This is a genomic window from Streptomyces sp. NPDC044719, from assembly GCF_056433405.1.
Window position 1 is genome coordinate 19,651 of record NZ_JBWKHE010000019.1, and the last position, 17,270, is coordinate 36,920.

Annotated in this window: 15 protein-coding genes and 2 rRNA genes; 4 read left to right on the forward strand and 13 right to left on the reverse strand. The window is 72.4% G+C overall.

The window, feature by feature from the left end:
• Positions 1 to 52 precede the first annotated feature (52 nt).
• Complete coding sequence (locus AC07DF_RS41135; protein WP_478982703.1) at positions 53 to 1,009, reverse strand: LLM class F420-dependent oxidoreductase; 957 nt, start codon at positions 1,007 to 1,009, stop codon at positions 53 to 55.
• A 103-nt stretch (positions 1,010 to 1,112) separates the two neighbouring features.
• Here AC07DF_RS41135 and AC07DF_RS41140 point away from each other — a divergent pair, with 103 nt between their 5' ends.
• Positions 1,113 to 2,768, forward strand: a complete 1,656-nt coding sequence (locus AC07DF_RS41140) for a PucR family transcriptional regulator (RefSeq protein WP_478982705.1) — start codon at positions 1,113 to 1,115, stop codon at positions 2,766 to 2,768.
• Here the strand turns inward: AC07DF_RS41140 and AC07DF_RS41145 are convergent.
• Complete coding sequence (locus tag AC07DF_RS41145; protein WP_478982707.1) at positions 2,761 to 3,906, reverse strand: glycosyltransferase family 4 protein; 1,146 nt, start codon at positions 3,904 to 3,906, stop codon at positions 2,761 to 2,763. The two genes, AC07DF_RS41140 and AC07DF_RS41145, sit on opposite strands and share 8 nt — an antisense overlap.
• Positions 3,907 to 4,243: 337 nt before the next feature.
• Between AC07DF_RS41145 and AC07DF_RS41150 the strand changes: the two genes are divergently transcribed.
• Positions 4,244 to 5,209: an HNH endonuclease signature motif containing protein gene (locus AC07DF_RS41150; RefSeq protein WP_478982709.1), complete on the forward strand. Its 966-nt coding sequence runs from the start codon at positions 4,244 to 4,246 to the stop codon at positions 5,207 to 5,209.
• Between the two features lie 57 nt (positions 5,210 to 5,266).
• Here the strand turns inward: AC07DF_RS41150 and recN are convergent, their stop codons facing one another.
• From recN to AC07DF_RS41170, 4 genes are all read right to left on the reverse strand, one after another.
• Complete coding sequence (gene recN / locus AC07DF_RS41155) at positions 5,267 to 6,985, reverse strand: DNA repair protein RecN (protein ID WP_478982729.1); 1,719 nt, start codon at positions 6,983 to 6,985, stop codon at positions 5,267 to 5,269.
• Between the two features lie 93 nt (positions 6,986 to 7,078).
• A complete protein-coding gene (locus AC07DF_RS41160) occupies positions 7,079 to 7,984 on the reverse strand; it encodes an NAD kinase (RefSeq protein WP_189731107.1) in 906 nt (301 codons plus the stop codon).
• Positions 7,981 to 8,796 (reverse strand): TlyA family RNA methyltransferase, encoded by an 816-nt coding sequence (locus tag AC07DF_RS41165; protein ID WP_454365737.1) that lies wholly within the window; start codon positions 8,794 to 8,796, stop codon positions 7,981 to 7,983. The genes AC07DF_RS41160 and AC07DF_RS41165 overlap by 4 nt, the downstream gene beginning before the upstream one ends.
• A 7-nt stretch (positions 8,797 to 8,803) precedes the next feature.
• Positions 8,804 to 9,097: a hypothetical protein gene (locus tag AC07DF_RS41170; RefSeq protein ID WP_478982712.1), complete on the reverse strand. Its 294-nt coding sequence runs from the start codon at positions 9,095 to 9,097 to the stop codon at positions 8,804 to 8,806.
• Between the two features lie 42 nt (positions 9,098 to 9,139).
• On the opposite strand from AC07DF_RS41170, the gene AC07DF_RS41175 reads away from it, so the two are divergent.
• Positions 9,140 to 9,487: a sterol-binding protein gene (locus AC07DF_RS41175; RefSeq protein WP_478982714.1), complete on the forward strand. Its 348-nt coding sequence runs from the start codon at positions 9,140 to 9,142 to the stop codon at positions 9,485 to 9,487.
• On the opposite strand, the gene AC07DF_RS41180 is transcribed toward AC07DF_RS41175, so the two are convergent.
• The 4 genes from AC07DF_RS41180 to AC07DF_RS41195 form a co-directional block, all read right to left on the reverse strand.
• Positions 9,471 to 10,325 carry an ABC transporter ATP-binding protein gene (locus AC07DF_RS41180; protein ID WP_478982716.1) on the reverse strand — a complete coding sequence of 285 codons (855 nt, stop codon included), beginning with the start codon at positions 10,323 to 10,325 and terminating at the stop codon, positions 9,471 to 9,473. The genes AC07DF_RS41175 and AC07DF_RS41180 overlap by 17 nt on opposite strands.
• A complete protein-coding gene (locus AC07DF_RS41185) occupies positions 10,322 to 11,362 on the reverse strand; it encodes a FecCD family ABC transporter permease (RefSeq protein ID WP_478982719.1) in 1,041 nt (346 codons plus the stop codon). Before AC07DF_RS41185 ends, AC07DF_RS41180 begins: the two co-directional genes overlap by 4 nt.
• Entirely contained in the window at positions 11,359 to 12,402 is a 1,044-nt protein-coding gene (locus tag AC07DF_RS41190) for a FecCD family ABC transporter permease (RefSeq protein ID WP_478982721.1), read from the reverse strand. The genes AC07DF_RS41185 and AC07DF_RS41190 overlap by 4 nt, the downstream gene beginning before the upstream one ends.
• Before the next feature lie 110 nt (positions 12,403 to 12,512).
• Positions 12,513 to 13,544 carry an HAD hydrolase-like protein gene (locus tag AC07DF_RS41195; RefSeq protein ID WP_478982723.1) on the reverse strand — a complete coding sequence of 344 codons (1,032 nt, stop codon included), beginning with the start codon at positions 13,542 to 13,544 and terminating at the stop codon, positions 12,513 to 12,515.
• 72 nt (positions 13,545 to 13,616) lie between these two features.
• Between AC07DF_RS41195 and AC07DF_RS41200 the strand changes: the two genes are divergently transcribed.
• Positions 13,617 to 14,909, forward strand: coding sequence for a DUF1015 domain-containing protein (locus tag AC07DF_RS41200; protein WP_478982725.1), 1,293 nt, complete (start codon positions 13,617 to 13,619; stop codon positions 14,907 to 14,909).
• Between the two features lie 60 nt (positions 14,910 to 14,969).
• Here the strand turns inward: AC07DF_RS41200 and AC07DF_RS41205 are convergent, their stop codons facing one another.
• The 3 genes from AC07DF_RS41205 to AC07DF_RS41215 all read right to left on the reverse strand — a co-directional run.
• On the reverse strand, positions 14,970 to 15,710 hold the full coding sequence (locus AC07DF_RS41205) for a tetratricopeptide repeat protein (RefSeq protein ID WP_478982731.1): 741 nt from the start codon (positions 15,708 to 15,710) through the stop codon (positions 14,970 to 14,972).
• Positions 15,711 to 16,974: 1,264 nt separating this feature from the next.
• A 5S ribosomal RNA gene (rrf, locus tag AC07DF_RS41210) occupies positions 16,975 to 17,091 on the reverse strand.
• A 105-nt stretch (positions 17,092 to 17,196) separates the two neighbouring features.
• Positions 17,197 to 17,270, reverse strand: a 23S ribosomal RNA gene (locus AC07DF_RS41215); the annotation flags it as partial.

Sequence of the window (17,270 nt, forward strand, 5' to 3'; positions counted from 1 at the left end):
GGGCCGGACAGCGGATCGGCGCGCCGCCCGGTGTGACGAGCGGCGCGCCGCGTCATGTCGGCCTGAGTTCGGTGAGCGTGCGCTCTCCCGCCGGGTCGCCCGCTGTGGCCGGGACCAGGGCGATCTCGTCGAGGCCTGCCTCGGCGTAGGCGTCCATACGGGCGCGGACGGTGCCGGGGTCGCCGACGAGGGCGACCGTGCCCGCGGCCTCGGGCGGCAGGGCCCGCAGCAGGGTGTCCCGGTCGGCGCCCTTGGCGGCCAGTTCGACGACCTCGGCGAGACCCGCCTCGACGAACATGTCGCTGTAGCCCGGTACGGCGAGATAGCCGACGACGCTGCGCAGGACCTGCGTGAGCGACTCCGGCTCCGGGTCCACGGCGGCGGGCAGCCAGGCGGCCAGCCGGGGCGGCGTACGGCCCGCCCGCTCGGCGGCCGCGAGCATGCGCGCCCGCAGGACGCGAACCTGTTCCGGCGAGACGATGTCGAGCAGCATCCGGTCGGCGTGCGCGACGGCGGCGTTGATCGCGCGCTCGCCGAACGCCGCGACGGTGACCTCGCCCCCGGGCGGCGGCAGCCGGCGCGGGAAGCCGCTGCCGGGCACGATCGGATCGCCCGGCACGCTGTCCCACAGTGCGCGCACGGCCGCCGCCGACTCCTCGAGGGCGGCGGCCGGCCGGGTCCGCGGCCGGCCGTGCACGCCCTCGACGACCCGCTTGCTGGACGATCCGAGTGCCACGCCGACGGGCCGGCCGGTGACGGCCGCGGCGGACGCGGCGCCCCGGACGACGGTGAGCGGGTCGCGCACCGAGACCGGCACGGGCCCGGCCGTCAGCACGGCCTGCTCGGTGGCCGCGCCGATCGCCGTCGCCAGCACGAACGAGTCCCACGTCGGCCCCTCGCCCGCCCACACCTCCCGGTACCCGAGCCGGTCGGCGAGCACCCCGACCCGCAACGGCTCCTCGACCGGACTGTCGTCCTCCCGCCCCACTGCCACCACGCTGATGTCCATGACAGCGCCCGTACCCGGGCGATCACGCCGTAATCCGGGCATGATCGCCCCCGTGTCCCGCTGGAGATGTCCGGGAGGCATCCGCGCGGGTAGCGTCCGGCACATGGACAGCGGGACGGACAGCGGTCACGACACCCAGGGCGCCGGGATCACCGTGCAGCGGGCTCTGGAGCTTCCGGGGCTGCGCAGCGGGCTGCCCGAGGTGCTGGCGGGCGCCGACCGGCTGGGGCGGTCGGTGCGCTGGGTGCACGCCGGTGAGGTGCCGCACATCGCCTCGCTGCTCAAGGGCGGCGAACTGCTGCTGACCACGGGCTACGGCCTCGGCACCCGCCCGGCCGAACAACGCGCGTTCGTGCGCACCCTGGCCGAGCGCGGTATCGCGGCTCTGGTGGTGGAGCTCGGCCCGCGCTTCGCACGGCTGCCCGCCGCCCTCGTCGACACGGCCCGGTCGGCCGGGCTGCCGCTGGTCCAGCTGCACCGCGAGGTGCCGTTCGTCACGGTCACGGAGGAGGTGCACACCGAGATCGTCAACGGCCACTACACGCTGCTCCAGCGGGCCGAGGAGGTGCACCGGCGGTGTACCGAGGCCTTGCTGGGCGGCGGCGGTGTGCCCCAAGTGCTGGGCATTCTGGCGGACTTCGGCGGCAATCCCGTCTTCCTGGAGACGGCGGACGGACAGTTGCTGTACGCCGCCGGGGCCGGTCCCGAGGGTGCGGACCCGCTCCAGGTGTGGGAGGGGCTGCGCGGCCAGCACAAGGACGAGCCGCCGCTCGCGGGCTCGGTGCTGGTGGACGTACCGGGCGGCGGGCCCGGCAGCGGTGGCATCCGCGCGCGTCTCGTCCTGCTGCCGGTGCGGACGTCCCTGGCGCAGGTGCACCGGATGGCGGCCGAGCGGGCCGCGGGCATTCTGGCCGTGGTGCTGATGCAGGCCCGGCAGGAGGAGGAGCTGGCGGCGCGCGGACGCGGCGACTTCCTCACGGACCTCGCCGAGGGCCGGGTCACGGCCGAGGACGCCCCGGCTCAGGCACGGGTACTGGGTTTCAGGCCCGGCGAGGGCCCGTTGCTGCCGGTGGTCATGCGGCTCGGCGACGCGCTGTCCCCTGGGGGAGGCTGGGCCGTGCTGGCCCGGGCGGTCGCCGAGGAGCTGGCGTCGGTGGGCGTGCCGGTGCTGCTCGGGGTGCGGCCGGTGGAGGGCAGGGTGCCGGTGCTGCTCGGGCTGCGCTCGGAGTCGGAACGGCCGACGGTCGCGGACCGGGTCGCGGCGGCGCTGCGGGCCGGTGTGGAGCGGGCCGGGATGCTGCGGCCGGGCGGGCAGCCACCGGTGGTGGTCGTGGGGATGGCCGGCGGCTGGGCGGCGGCGGCGTCGGGCCTGCGGCACGCGGCGGAGACGGCGACCGCGGCCCAGGGCCTGCCGGACCGGCCCTGGTACGACGCCCGCCGACTGGACATCGACCTGCTGCTGTGGCGGCTGCGCGACCACCCCGACCTGGCCGCCTTCGTCGACCGGGCCCTCGGCCCGCTCCTGGAGCACGACCGCCGCTCCCGGCCGCCGCTGCTGCCCACCCTGGCGACGTACCTCGCCCACGCGGGGCGCAAGGCGGAGACCGCCCGGGAGCTCCACCTCAACCGGCAGACCCTGTACAACCGCCTGGCACGGATCGGGGAGTTGCTGGGCACGGACCTCGACGACCCGCAGACCGTACTGGGCCTGAGCCTCGCGCTGCGAGCCCGCAGGCACGTCTCCCAGGCCCTCAGGTGAGGGGCCGGGGCTGGGTCAACTCGTCGTAGACGCTGAGCACTTGGGCGACGGTCTCGTCCTCGCTCGGCCAGGTGGCCGCCTGCCGGACGCCCTTCTCCCGCAGCGCCTCCCGGCGCTCCGGGTCGCCGAGCAGGCGTACGACGGAGCGGGCGAGCGCCTCCGCGTCGCCGTGCGGGACGACTTCGGCCGCGTCGCCGACGAGTTCGGGAATGCCGCCGACGTCGGTCGCGACGAGCGGCACGCGCGCGTGGAGGGCCTCCTGGGCGAGGACGGAGCGTGCCTCCTCCCGGCGGCTCGGCAGCACGGCGAGGTCGGCGGCGGCGAGCAGTTCGGTGATGTCGTCGCGCCGCCCGATGAGCCGGACGGGCAGGCCCTCGCCCTCGATCCGCTCCTGGAGCTCGCCGCGCAGCGGCCCTTCACCGGCGATCACGACCAGGGGGACGGGGTCGAGCCGGCGCCATGCGCGGGCCGCGTCCAGCAGCACGTCGTACCCGCGATGCCGTTCCAGGGAGCCGACGGCCATCAGCAACGGCCGCCCGATGGCGCCGAGTTCGGCACGCACCTTGGGGCGCAGCCCGTCGGGATCGTCGGGCTCCACGGGCCTGCGGGGGCCGGGCAGCGCCACGGCCGCGAGCCGCGCGTCCCGGGCGCCCGTCCGGCGCGCCCGGTCCACGAGCGCCGATGTGGTGCCCAGCACGACCGTGGCCGCCTTCACGACTCGCCGCTCCAGCACCCGCAGCAGATGGGCACGCGCTCCGTCGGCGTGCGCCCGGTCGTGCCAGGTCACCACGAGGGGAGTGCCCACGCGCCGCCCGCTGAGAGCCAGCACGGTACGGAACGAGGCGTGCAGCCCGTGCGCGTGCACCAGATCGGCATGGGCACAGGCCGCCCGCAGGGCCGCCACCGACACCGGGTCACTGCTGCGCGGCACGTGCACGTGATCGGCCCCGACGCCGCTGAAGTCATAGGCGTGATTCGCCTCATAAGGGGCGCACACCGTGACTTTCACGCCCCTCGCGACGAGCCCCGCGGTCAGCGAGCGCACATGCGCACTGCTGGCGGCGTTGCCTCCACCCAGCACCTGCACGGTGCGCAGCGGCGACTGGCCAGGCGGTGAGTGGCTGCTCACGGGGGTCACGTGGGGCCGGGCTCCTGGTTCGGATCGGGCGGTCACGACGAACGTACAGAACGAACGAGCGCGGGGAACGCGCCGCGCGGATTCCTACGCGTACTCCGCCAAGGATGCCAGGACATACGGGGGTTCCGGGAACGGCGGGAGGATGGAGCGCGGGGCGCACGGGGGCTGAACGGAGCAGGTCACCCACACGAGTGAAGGAGGGCGGGTTCCCGGAAGTATTCGCACATACGGTGCCTCACTCACCCGGGAGGGGTCGTTTCGGCCCATCGGCTCCCGCGGTTGTCAGTGGCCTCCGCCAGGATGCGATCCGTACCGTGACGCTGCTCAAGGGGGGCACATGGCGAAGAGGCCGAAGCAACAGGTCCGGAAGGCACGCAAGGGCAAGGGCGTTGCCATCTACCACGACATGAAGGTGTACGAGAACTTCGAGCGAAGCGCCCGACGCGTCTTCGAGTGCGTGCGGGAAGCTCAGAAGAAATCCCCGGGCGCGCCCCGCTACCTGTACCTGGACATCCAGGGACACCGCAACGAAGCCGGCGGATACGACCATGACGCCTTCGAGCTGATGAAGGACTTCGCGCTGGACTTCCTCGGTGATTACCTCACGGAAGTCCACACCCCCCTCTGCCACGTCCGAAACCCGAGGGGGCAGCGCGATGACGTCCCGGACATCCTGCGCATCAACTATCCGGACGATGGCAGCGCCTACGGCTACGACGCGACCGCGCTCACGGTGAAACCCCGTGAGCGCCAACCCTCCGACCGCAAGACCGCGCCCACGGTGAAGGCCATTGCCGACTACCTGGGCTTGGAGAAGCCGGGCTGCCTGGTGTGCTGGCACACCACGGTGGAGCGCGCTCACGTCGTGCCGCTTCAACTAGGCGGCTCCATGGACGTCCGTAACTTCGCCCTGTTGTGCGCGGCCCATCACGCCGAGGCCCCGGACGTTGCCGACGCCGAGAGCTTCTGGGCATGGGTCGACTACGCGGAACTCAGGGACAGCCCGGACAAGTGGCTCGACGCGCCCGAGGAGGTCAAGGAGTGGCGCCGGGAACGGGGCTTGCCCATCGGCGTCGGACCGCGCGAGCCCCGGTCGTTCTTCTCCGCGGTGAAACACGAACTGAAGTCGCTGTACGGCTGGACGGACGAGGACTTCTCCACGACCGACTGGGGCTCGTTGATGGAGGAGTTCCACAGAGTCCTGGAGGAGGCCACGGGACGCCACTTCGGCGTCGACAAGAAGGTGTCGACGTACGCGTGGGCCTACGACGTGGCCCGGCAGCGCGTATCCCCGCAGGAGTGAGGACTGTCTCCGGACCACCGGGCGGATGCCAGGACGGCACCCGCCCGCCCGGACTCGCTACGCATCCGACCGAGCCGTCGCCAGCAGTTCCTCCGCATGGGCCCGGGCCGTCTCGGAGTCCTCCTGGCCCGCGAGCATGCGGGACAGTTCGCGGACGCGGTCCTCGCCCTCCAGTACCTTCACACCGGAACGGGTGACCGAGCCGTCGTTGGTCTTCTCGACCAGCAACTGCCGGTCGGCGAAGGCCGCCACCTGCGGGAGGTGGGTCACGACCACGACCTGCGCGGTCTTCGCCAGGCGTGCGAGCCGCCGGCCGATCTCGACCGCCGCCTTGCCACCGACACCGGCGTCGACCTCGTCGAAGAGATACGTCGGCACGGGATCCGTCCCCGCGAACACGACCTCCACGGCCAGCATCACACGCGACAGCTCACCGCCGGACGCGCCCTTGGCGATCGGCCGGGGCGGCGCGCCCGGGTGCGGGGCGAGCAGCAGCTCGACCTCGTCGGCGCCCGCGGGGCCGTAGGCGACGGGACGGCCGCCGACCTCGACGCCCTCGGGGTCCTCGGTCTGCCGGATGTCGAAGGACACGCGCGCGTGCGGCATGGCGAGTGAGGCCAGCTCGGCGGTCACGGCGGCGGCGAACCGCTCGGCGGCCTCCGTCCGGGCGTCCGTCAACGCCTGGGCGAGCCCACCCAGTTCGGACCGCAGCGCGTCCCGCTCGGCGGTCAGCTCCCCGATCCGCTCGTCGTCGCCGTCGAGTTCGGTCAGCCGGGCGGCACTCGTCTCGGCCCAGGCCAGCACGGTGGCGATGTCCTCGCCGTACTTCCGGGTCAGCCCGGTGAGCGCGGCCCGCCGCTCCTCGACGGCCGACAGCCGTAGCGGATCGGCGTCCAGATCGTCGGCGTAGCCGGCCAGGTCCCCCGCCGCGTCACGCAGCAGGATCCCGATCTCACCGATGCGGTCGGCGAGCGCGGCCAGCGCCGGGTCGTACGACCGTACGGCGTCCAGGGCCCGCTGGCCGCCCGCGACGAGCGTCCCGGCGTCGACTCCCTCGGGGTCCTCCGGATTGCCCGCCAGCGCCGCGTGGGCGGCCGCCGCGGCGGATGCCAGCGCCTCGGCGTGCCCGAGACGCTCGGCCTCCTCGGCCAGTTCCACGTCCTCGCCGGCCCGGGGCTCGACGGCGGCGATCTCGTCGAGCCCGTAGCGCAGCATGTCGGCCTCCTGGGCCCGTTCCCGCGCGCGCGTGGTGATCTCGTCGAGCTCGGCGGAGGCGGCCCGCAGCCGCTTGTACGCCTCGCCGTACTTGGCCAGCGGCACGGCGACGGCGTCGCCCGCGTACCGGTCGAGCGCCTGCCGCTGCCGGGACAGCTTGAGCAGCCCCTGCTGGTCGGTCTGCCCGTGCACGGCCACCAGCTCGTCGGCGAGCTCGGCCAGCACCCCCACAGGCACGCTGCGCCCGCCCAGGTGCGCCCGGGATCTCCCCTCTGCGGAAACGGTGCGGCTGATCAGCAGGGCACCGTCGTCGAGCTCGGCCCCGGCCTCCTCGGCGCGCACGGCGGCCGTGGCGTCGTCCGGGACGGTGATCCGCCCCTCCACGACGGCCTTCCCGGCCCCGATCCGCACGAGCGCCGGGTCGGCGCGCCCGCCCAGCAGCAACCCCAGGCTGGTGACCACCATGGTCTTGCCCGCACCCGTCTCACCGGTGACAGCGGTGAACCCGGGCGACAGCTCGACCACGGCGTCGTCGATCACGCCGAGCGACCGTATCCGCATCTCCTCCAACACGGACACGACCTTACGAGGTCCGAGCCAAGGATTGCGACTGGCCCGGTCTTGTCACCCACGAGAGTGGTAGCACCCGTTCCGTTAGTGCGGCGCCCCCCGCCACCCGGAAACGGGCAGCGCGAACTTCGCCACCAACCGGTCCGTGAAGGACGCGTGGTGCAGCCGGGCCAGCCGAACCGGCACAGCTCCCCGCCGCACCTCCACCCGCGCCCCCGCCGGCAACTCCACGGTCCGCCGCCCGTCACACCACAGCACTCCCGGCGGAATATGCGGCAGAACCTCCACAGCCAACACAGAATCCGGCGATGTCACCAGCGGCTTCGCGAACAGCGCGTGCGCGCTGATCGGCACCATCAGCAACGCCTCGACCTCAGGCCACACCACCGGCCCACCGGCCGAGAAGGCGTAGGCGGTCGACCCCGTGGGCGTCGCGCACACGATCCCGTCACAGCCGAACCCCGTGACGGGCCGCCCGTCGATCTCGAGGACGATCTCGAGCATCCGCTCGGCGGACACCTTCTGCACGGCCGCCTCGTTCAGCGCCCAGTCGGTGTGCACGATGTCGCCGTTGCGGTGCACCACGACGTCGACGGTCATCCGCTCCTCGACCTCGTACGCCTTGGTCACCACCCGGTCGACGACCTTGTCGAGGTCGTCGCGCTCGGCCTCCGCGAGGAACCCGACCCGTCCGAGGTTGACGCCGAGCATCGGCACGCCCGACGCCCGCGCGAACTCGGCGCCGCGCAGCAGTGTGCCGTCGCCACCCAGCACTATCAGCAGCTCGCACCCGTCGAGACACTGCGGAGTGGCTTCCTTGACCAGCTCCACCTCGTCCGGCAGCGGCAGGTCACGCGCCTCGGCCGCCAGGACGCGCACGCCCAGACCGGAGCGCAGCAGCCCCTTCACCACGAGCTCGGCACTGCGCACGGCCGCAGGCCGCCCCGTGTGGGCGAGCAGGAAAACAGTACGAGCTCGGTTCTCGGTCAACGCGGCCCCTCCGCCACTGCACGGTCGACATCGGCCGGGTCCAGTTCCGGTGCCCCGGCCCGCAGCCACAGAAAGTATTCGACATTCCCCGACGGTCCGGGCAGCGGACTGGCCGTCACGCCCTTCACCCCGAGCCCCAGTCCCCAGGCCTTCTCGGCCACCCCCCGCACCGCCTCGGCCCGCAGCTGAACGCTGCGCACGACTCCCCCGCTGCCGAGGCGCTCCTTGCCCACCTCGAACTGCGGCTTGACCATCATCACCAGATCGGCGTCCGGTTTCACGCACCGCACCAGGGCGGGCAGGACCAGCCCGAGCGGGATAAAGGACAAATCCCCCACGACAAGATCCACAGGCTCCCCATCGATCACTTCAAGCGTCAACTCGCGTACGTTCGTACGGTCCTTGACGGTGACGCGTTCATCGTTCTGGAGTGCCCATGCGAGTTGTCCGTATCCGACGTCCACGGCGACGACATGGGCGGCGCCCGACCTCAGCAGGACGTCGGTGAAACCGCCGGTGGACGCGCCCGCGTCGAGCGCCCGGCGCCCCTCGACGGCCAGCCCCTGCGGCACGAACGCCGCCAGCGCGCCGGCGAGCTTGTGGCCGCCCCGGGACACGTAGTCGGGATCGCCGTCGTCCTGGGCCACCACGATCGCGGCCGCCGTCTCCACCTGTGTGGCGGACTTGGTCGCGACGGTCTTGCCGACGGAGACGCGCCCGGCGGCGATCAGCTGGCCGGCATGCTCACGCGAGCGCGCGAGCTTCCGGCGGACCAGCTCCGCGTCGAGACGGCGGCGTGCGACTCCTGCCACGTTCGGTTCAGCTCCTAGGTCCGTGCTGGTGCTGCGACGGGGGCGCCGGGGGTCCCGGGCGGGCGTCGAGCGCGGTGAGCGCGTCGCGCAGCCCCCGGTGTACATCCTCGTACACCTCGATGTGTCCGTCCGTGGCGAGGTGGTCCGCGTCGCCGAGCCGGTCCAGGCAGGCGTCCACGTCGGCGACGCCCGTGGGGGTGCGGGGCACGTCCAGGGGCGCGGGAGCGGCGGGGTCGTACCCGGGATCGGCAGCGGGCTCGTCCTCCGCCACCGCCGGGGTCTCGGGAACTGCGTCGTCCATGCCCCGACGCTACCGCGAACCACTGCGGTACCGTCGTCGGCGATGGCCACGATCGAGGAGTGCCGCAGCGCACTCGACAAGCTCTCGGACAACATGCAGCGCGCCGAAGGGGACGTCCGCGACGCCGCGGCCCTGGACCGCTCGGTGAGCTGCCACATCACGGACCTGGACGTCACCTTCGTCGGCCGGATGCGCGGCGGGCGGATCGAGGTGCACGACACCGTGCAGGGACCGCCGCCCGCCAAGGCCGAGATCAGGCTCGTCATGACCGGCGACGATCTGGTGGCACTGGTCGACGGCGAGCTGAGCTTCGCCAAGGCCTGGGGCTCGGGCCGGGTGAAACTGCACGCGGGCGTGCGGGACCTGCTCCAACTCAGGAAGCTTCTGTAGCCGCCACCTTCTCGACCGCTGCTCCGGCGCGTGCCCGCCGCGCCGCCGGCACCACCAGCGGCGTGCCCGTCTCCGGGTCGTCGATGACCTGACAACGCAGCCCGAAGACCTCCTCGACCAGCTCGGCCGTGACGATGTCCTTCGGCGCGCCCTCGGCGATGACGCTCCCCTCGCGCAGGGCGATGAGGTGCGTGGCGTAGCGGGCGGCGTGGTTCAGGTCGTGCAGCACGGCGACGAGCGTGCGCCCCTGCTCCTCGTGCAGCTCCGCGCACAGGTCCAGTACGTCGATCTGGTGCTGGATGTCCAGGTACGTCGTCGGCTCGTCGAGCAGCAGCAGCGGGGTCTGCTGGGCGAGCGCCATGGCGATCCACACACGCTGGCGCTGACCGCCCGAGAGCTCGTCGACGTAGCGCTCGGCCAGCTCGGCGACGCCCGTCTGCCGCATGGACTCCTGGACGACGCGCTCGTCGTCGGCCGACCACTGGCGCAGGATGCCCTGGTGCGGGTACCGGCCGCGGCCCACCAGGTCGCCGACGGTGATGCCGTCGGGCGCGATGGACGACTGGGGCAGCAGGCCGAGGGTCCGCGCGACCTTCTTCGCCGGCATCGACTGGATGACCTGACCGTCGAGCAGCACCCGGCCCTCGCTGGGCTTGAGCATCCGCGACAGGGCTCGCAGGAGCGTCGACTTGCCGCACGCGTTGGGGCCGACGATCACGGTGAAGGAGTTGTCGGGTATCTCCACCGACAACTGCTCGGCGATCACCCGCTGGTCGTAGGCGAGGGTGACGTTCTCGGCGGACAGACGGTTCACAGTGCTCCTTCGGTTCTTGCTCATATCCGGCCCGCCTTGCGTTCGGTGACCAGCAGCCACAGCAGGTAGACACCGCCCAGCACGCCGGTGACCACGCCCACGGGCAGTTGCTCGGCGCCGAACGCCCGCTGCGAGAGCCAGTCGGCGGTGACCAGCAGGGCCGCGCCCATGCACAGGGAGGGCAGCAGGTTCGGGCCGGGCGAACGGGTCAGGCGCCGGGCCAGCTGCGGCGCGGTGAGCGCGACGAAGCTGACGGGACCGGCCGCGGCGGTCGCGGACGCGGTGAGCAGCACGGCCGCCACCATCAGCAGCAGACGCACCCGCTCCACCCGGACCCCGAGGGCGTACGACACGTCGTCGCCCATCTCCATCATCCGCAGCCCGCGCGCGTTGCAGAGCGCGAGCGGCACCAGCACGGCGCACAGCCCGAGCAGCGGCCACACCTGGTCCCAGTCACGGCCGTCGAGCGAGCCGGTCATCCACACGACCGCGCGGGCCGCGTCCACGATGTCGGACTTGGTGAGCAGATAGCCGTTGACCGCCGTGACGATCGCGGAGACGCCGATGCCGACCAGGACCAGCCGGTAGCCGTGCACGCCCCGCTTCCAGGCGAGCACATAGATCGCGAGCCCGGTCACCAGGCCGCCCACGAGCGCGCCCAGGGCGACCTGGTTCGCGTCCCCGGAGAACAGCACGATCATCGTGAGCGCGCCGGCCGTCGCCCCCTGTCCGAGGCCGAGTACGTCCGGACTGCCCAGCGGATTGCGGGAGATGGACTGGAACAGCGCACCGCCGAGACCGAGCGAGGCGCCGACCAGGAGCCCGACCAGGACCCGCGGCAGCCGCAGCTCGTTGACGATGAACTCCTGGCCCTCGTTGCCCTGGCCGAACAGAGTCCGCAGCACATCGGCGGCCGGGATCGGGAAGTCGCCGGTGCCGATGAGCACGACGCTCGCCGTGAGCGCCGCGGCCAGCAGCAGGAGCACGACGACGAGGGCCCGCGCGTCCAGGCGTATCGAGAGCCCGCCCGGGGACCTCACAGCACGGTTGGTGGTCTTCACAGCTGCGCCGTCCTCCGCCGTCGTACGAGGTAGATGAACACCGGTCCGCCGAGGATCGCGGTCACGATGCCCACCTGAAGTTCCGCCGGCCGGGCCACGATCCGGCCGATGACATCGGCACCGAGCAGCAGCACCGGCGACAGGATCGCCGCGTACGGCAGGATCCAGCGCAGGTCGGGCCCGGTGAACGAGCGCACGACGTGCGGCACCATCAGCCCGACGAACACGATCGGCCCACAGGCGGCGGTCGCGGCCCCGCACAGCACGGTCGCGGCCAGCATGGACAGCGCCCGGGTCCGGTTCAGGTCGGCACCGAGTGCCTTGGCGGTGTCGTCGCCCATGGCCATGGCGTTGAGCGGCCGGGCCAGGGCCAGTGCCAGGACCGTACCGGCCAGCAGGAACGGCAGCACCTGATCGATGGTCGAGTCGGTCGCCGCGGAGAGCGAACCCACCGTCCAGAACCGCATCTTGCCGAGCGCCGCGCCGTCCATGATCATCACGGCTTGGAGGTAGCCGTAGAGCGCGGCGCTGAGGGCCGTACCGGCGAGCGCGAGCCGCACCGGCGTCGCGCCCCGGCTGCCGCCGAGGAACCAGACCAGCGCCCCGACCGCGGCCGCGCCGAAGAACGCGAACCAGACGTAGCCGCTGAGCGAGGTGATTCCGAGGAACGTGATCGCCGTGACCACCGCGGCGGACGCGCCGGCGTTGATGCCGAGCAGCCCGGGATCGGCGAGCGGGTTGCGCGTGAGTGCCTGCAGGACAGCGCCGGCCAGACCGAGGGCGGCTCCGGCGAGCAGCCCCAGCACGGTCCGTGACATCCGCTCAGCTACGACGACATCGCCGTACGTCCCCGAGTCCTCGAACAGACCGTGCCAGACCTGCCCGAGGGACAGCTCTTTCGCTCCGATCGCGATACTCGCCAGCGCGACGAGCACCAGGATCGCGACGGCCAGGACCAGCCCAAAGGCTCGTACCACCCGTCGAGTCGGGGGCGCGGGGGCGGTTTCCGCGCGCTGTTCGGGGGGACTCTCGACCAACACGCAGGTTAGGTTAGCCTACCCTGCTATTCGATCACGATTTCGGATCGCGGCCGCGGGCCTCCGGACCTTCAGCCGAAGCGTGCCCGTGCACCGCGGATCCCAATCGGTACTCAGAGGCCCAGCTTTGCCAGCGCCTTCCCCCCGTCCAGCTCGCACGCGCCCTCTCCGGCGGCCGTCCACGCCGCCGCGCACAGCGCCCGCAGCCCGTCCAGCGCCTCGCCGTCCCCGTCGAGCTCCAGCACCTCCGCACCGGCCGTCGCCGTCCAGCCTCCGCACCGGAAACCTCCGTCGCCCACCGCGTCGACGTCCGGCTGGCCGCTGAGCATCCCCCGCAGATCGGCGTCCACATACGTCGGCCGGTGCTGCGGCGGAGCGGCCAGCAGCTGCGCGCCGTCGGTGACCCCGGTCAGGACTAGCAGCGAGTCGACGTCCCCGTTGAACGCGCCCTCGATGTCCGTGTCCAGCCGGTCCCCCACCACCAGCGGCCGCTTCGCCCCGGTCCGCAGGATGGTCTCCCGGTGCATCGGCGGCAGCGGCTTCCCCGCGACCTGCGGCTCGGCGCCCGTGGCGATCCGGACGACCTCCACCGCCGCGCCGTTGCCCGGCGCGATCCCGCGCCCGCTCGGAATCGTCAGGTCGGTGTTGGACGCGAACCACGGCACGCCGCGCGCGACCGCGTAACAAGCCTCCGCGAACCGGCCCCACGGCAGCTCCGGCCCGCCGAACCCCTGCACCACCGCCGCCGGATCGTCGTCCGCCGACTCGACGGGCACGAGCCCGCGCTCGCGCAGCGCCACCCGCAGCCCCTCCCCGCCGATCACCAGCACCCGGGCGCCCTGCGGCACCTGCTCACTGATCAGCCGCGCGACCGCCTGCGCCGAGGTGATGACGTCGTCCGCGCCCGTGGGTATCCCCAGCTCGGTCAGATGCGCGGCCACGGTGTCCGGAGTCCGCAGCGCGTTGTTCGTGACGTACGCGAGCCGCATCCCCCCTGCCCGCGCCTCGGCCAGCGACTCGACGGCGTACGCGATCGCACTCCCACCCGCGTACACGACCCCGTCCAGATCGAGCAGCGCCGTGTCGTACGCCTCGCTCAGGGCCTGCCCACTGCCCTCGGGCCTCGTCCTGACGCTCCGGCTCATCCCGCATCGCTCCTCGTTCGACGGCTTTCCCCCGATCATCCCCCATGGCACTGACACCCGTACGATGCCGGGATGAACACAGCAGGTCACTCGGAGGCAACGGCGCACCGAGGCCTGGAACTCACCCCGTTCCGAGGCCTTCGTTACGACCCCGACCGGGTCGGCAGCCTTGCCGCCGTGACATCCCCGCCGTACGACGTCGTGGTGCGCCCCGACGGCCTGCACCACCTCGAGTCCTCCGACCCGCACAACATCGTCCGTCTGATCCTGCCCCAGGCAGACACGCCCAGTGCCCGCAACGAACAGGCCGCCGAGACCCTCCACCGCTGGCTCTCCGAAGGCGTCCTGGCCACCGATCCGGAACCCGGCCTGTACATCTACGAGCAGCGGGACGGCGCCGGCATGCTGCAGCGCGGCATCATCGGCGCCCTGCGCGTGTCGGACCCGGCCGAGCAGGTGGTGCTGCCGCACGAGGACGTCATGCCGCACATCGTCGCCGACCGCGCGGCCCTGATGCGGGCCACCTCCGCGAACCTCGAACCCCTCCTGCTGACCTACCGCGGCGACGGCTCGACCACCGCCACGGCGGACCTGATCGAGCGCGCCGCCGACCGGCCCCCGCTGCTCTCCACCACCACGGAGGACGGCTTCAGCCACCGCCTGTGGTCCGTGACCGCCCCCGCCGACCTGGCCGCGATCCAGACCGACCTGGCCCGTCACCAGGCCCTCATCGCCGACGGCCACCACCGCTGGGCGACCTACCGCCGGCTCCGCACGGAGCACCCCTCCCCCAGCCCGTGGGACCACGGCCTGGTCCTCCTGGTCGACACGGCCCGCTACCCCCTCCGGGTCCGCGCCATCCACCGTCTGCTCCACGACCTGCCGGTCGACCGGGCCGTGGCAGCCCTGCACGGCCTGTTCCGGGTACGCCGCCTGACGGCCCCCCTGTCCGGGGTCCTGGAGGCGCTGGCGGACGCGGCCTGCGAGGGCAACGCGTTCCTGCTGGCCGGCGACGGTTCCTTCCATCTCGTCGACCGCCCGGACCCGGACCTCCTGGCCCGTACGATCCCCGCCGACCGCCCCGCGGCCTGGCGCACCCTCGACGCGACGGTCCTGCACGCAACGCTCCTCGAGCACGTCTGGCACATCCCCGAGGACTCACCCGCCCACGTCGCCTACATCCACGACACGGCCGCCACGGTCGCCAAGGCGGAACGCGACGGCGGTACGGCCGTCCTGATGCACCCGGTCCGCGAGGAGGTAGTCCGGGACCTGGCCCGGCAGGGCGTGACGATGCCGCGCAAGTCGACATCGTTCGGCCCGAAGCCGGCCTCGGGCCTGGTGCTGCGCACGCTGGACCTCTGATCCGCGAAAAACGAGAAGGGGGCGGATCCTCACCGGGATCCACCCCCCTTCCTACGGACGTCAGTCCTTCTCCTCCTCGGAGGAGTCCCCGCCGTCGTTATCGTTATCGTCGTCCTCGTCATCGGTCATGACGTCGACGAACTCCACACCGTCCAGCTCCGCGAGCCGGTCAGACGCGTCCGTGCTGCCGTCCCGGTCGGCCTCCACGGCCTTCGCGAACCACTCCCGCGCCTCGCTCTGCCGCCCGGCGGCGAGCAGCGCGTCGGCGTACGCGTACCGCAGCCGCGCGGTCCACGGCTGCACGGAGTTGGCGGCCAGCTCAGGGCTCTGCAGCGTCACGATGGCCGCGTCCAGCTGCCCCATGTCGCGCCGCGCACCGGCGGCGACGAGCCGCATCTCGACCTGTCCGGCCTTGTCGAGCTTGTGCACCTCGGGGGCTCCGGCCATGTCCAGAGCCTTCTCCGGCCGCCCGAGCCCACGCTCACAGTCGGCCATGACAGGCCACAGATCGATGTTCCCGGTCATCCGCTTGGCGGCCCGGAACTCGGCCAGCGCCTCGCCGTACTTCTGGTTGGCGTACGCGGCGAACCCGGCGGCCTCCCGCACGGCGGCGACACGCGACGCCAGCCGCAGCGCGACCCTCGAGTAGCCGTACGCGCCCTCGGGGTCCTCGTCGAGGAGCCGCGCGACCATCACCAGGTTCCTGGCGACATCGTCCGCGAGCGTCTTCGGCAGGCTCTGCAGTTCCTGCCGTACGTCCTTGTCGATCTCCTCGCCCGTGACGTCCTCGGGGATCGGCAGCCGCTTGATCGGCTCGCGGTCCCGCTCCCGCTCCTCACGGAACCGGCCGGCACCACGCCGGTCGTCACGGCCGCGGAAGCCACCCCGGTCGCCGTCACGCCGGAAGCCGCGGTCGCCCCGGTCGTCACGGCGGGGGCCGCGCCCGCCGCGGTCGTCGCGCCGGTCGTCACGGCCGCGGAAGCCACCACGGTCGCCGCGGTTGTCGTCCCGCCGGAAATCGCCACGGTCGCTTCGGGGGCCGTCGTCGCGACGGAAGCCGGGGCGCCCGCCCCGACCCGCATCGTCGCGCCGGAAACCGCCGCGCTCCCCACGGTCGTCGCCACGGCGGTCTTCGCGGCGGTCGTCACGGCCGCGGAAACCACCACGGTCGTCACGGCGGAAGCCGCGGTCACCGTCCCTGGAACGGTCGCGGTCGTCGCTACGGAAGCCACGGTCGCGGTTGTCGTCGCGACGGAAGCCGCCACGGTCGTCGCGGCGGGGGAACCCACCGCGATCGCCTTCGCGCCTCTCACCACGCCGGTCGTCCCGCCTGTCATCCCGGCGGTCGTCCCGACGGTCGTCGCGGCGGAAGGCGGGGCGGTCACCGCGATCGTCACGGCCGCGGAAGCCGCCGCGGTCGCGGTCGTCCCTGCGGGGTCCACGGTCACGGTCGTCACGCCGGCCGTATCCACCACCACGGTTGTCACCGCCACGGCTGTCGTCACGACGGAAACCACCACGGTCCCGGTCGTCGCGACGCTCACCACGGTCGTCGCGGTCGTCACGGCGGAAGGGGGGACGGTCGCCTCGGTCGTCACGACGGAAGCCGCCGCGGTCGCGGTCGTCCCTGCGGGGTCCACGGTCACGGTCGTCACGCCGGCCGTACCCACCACCACGGATGTCACCACCACGGCTGTCATCGCGACGGAAGCCACCACGCTCGCCGCGCTCGGGGCGGTCACCGCGGTCCCCTCGGCCGCCTTCACGACGTCCGTAGCCCCCACGGTCGTTGCCGCCACGGTCATCGCGGCGGAAGCCTCCACGGTCCCCGCGGTCCCCGCGGCCCCCGCGCTGACCGCCACGGTCGTTGCGGTCGCTCCGGTCCCCCTCCCGTCGCCGCTGGTCGCGCTCCGGTCGGTCGTCGGGAGAGTTGGTGGACATGGTGACTCCTGTCTTCGGTACCGCAAGTCATTCTCGCGCAGCCGGCTACCCGGTGCGCACCGCAAAATAAAAAAGGACCCCTGGTCCCAGCTGAACGCTGGGACCAGGGGTCCTTCCAAAGATTGTTCGGCGGCGTCCTACTCTCCCACAGGGTCCCCCCTGCAGTACCATCGGCGCTGTAAGGCTTAGCTTCCGGGTTCGAAATGTAACCGGGCGTTTCCCCTACGCTATTACCACCGAAACCCTAATGGTTTCGAGCGAACAAGCACACTCTTTAATTATTTGTTCTACTCAAAGCCGACAACTGTTCGTTGTCTCAGAACTGACACAGTGGACGCGAGCAACTGAGGACAAGCCCTCGGCCTATTAGTACCGGTCAACTCCACACGTTACCGTGCTTCCATATCCGGCCTATCAACC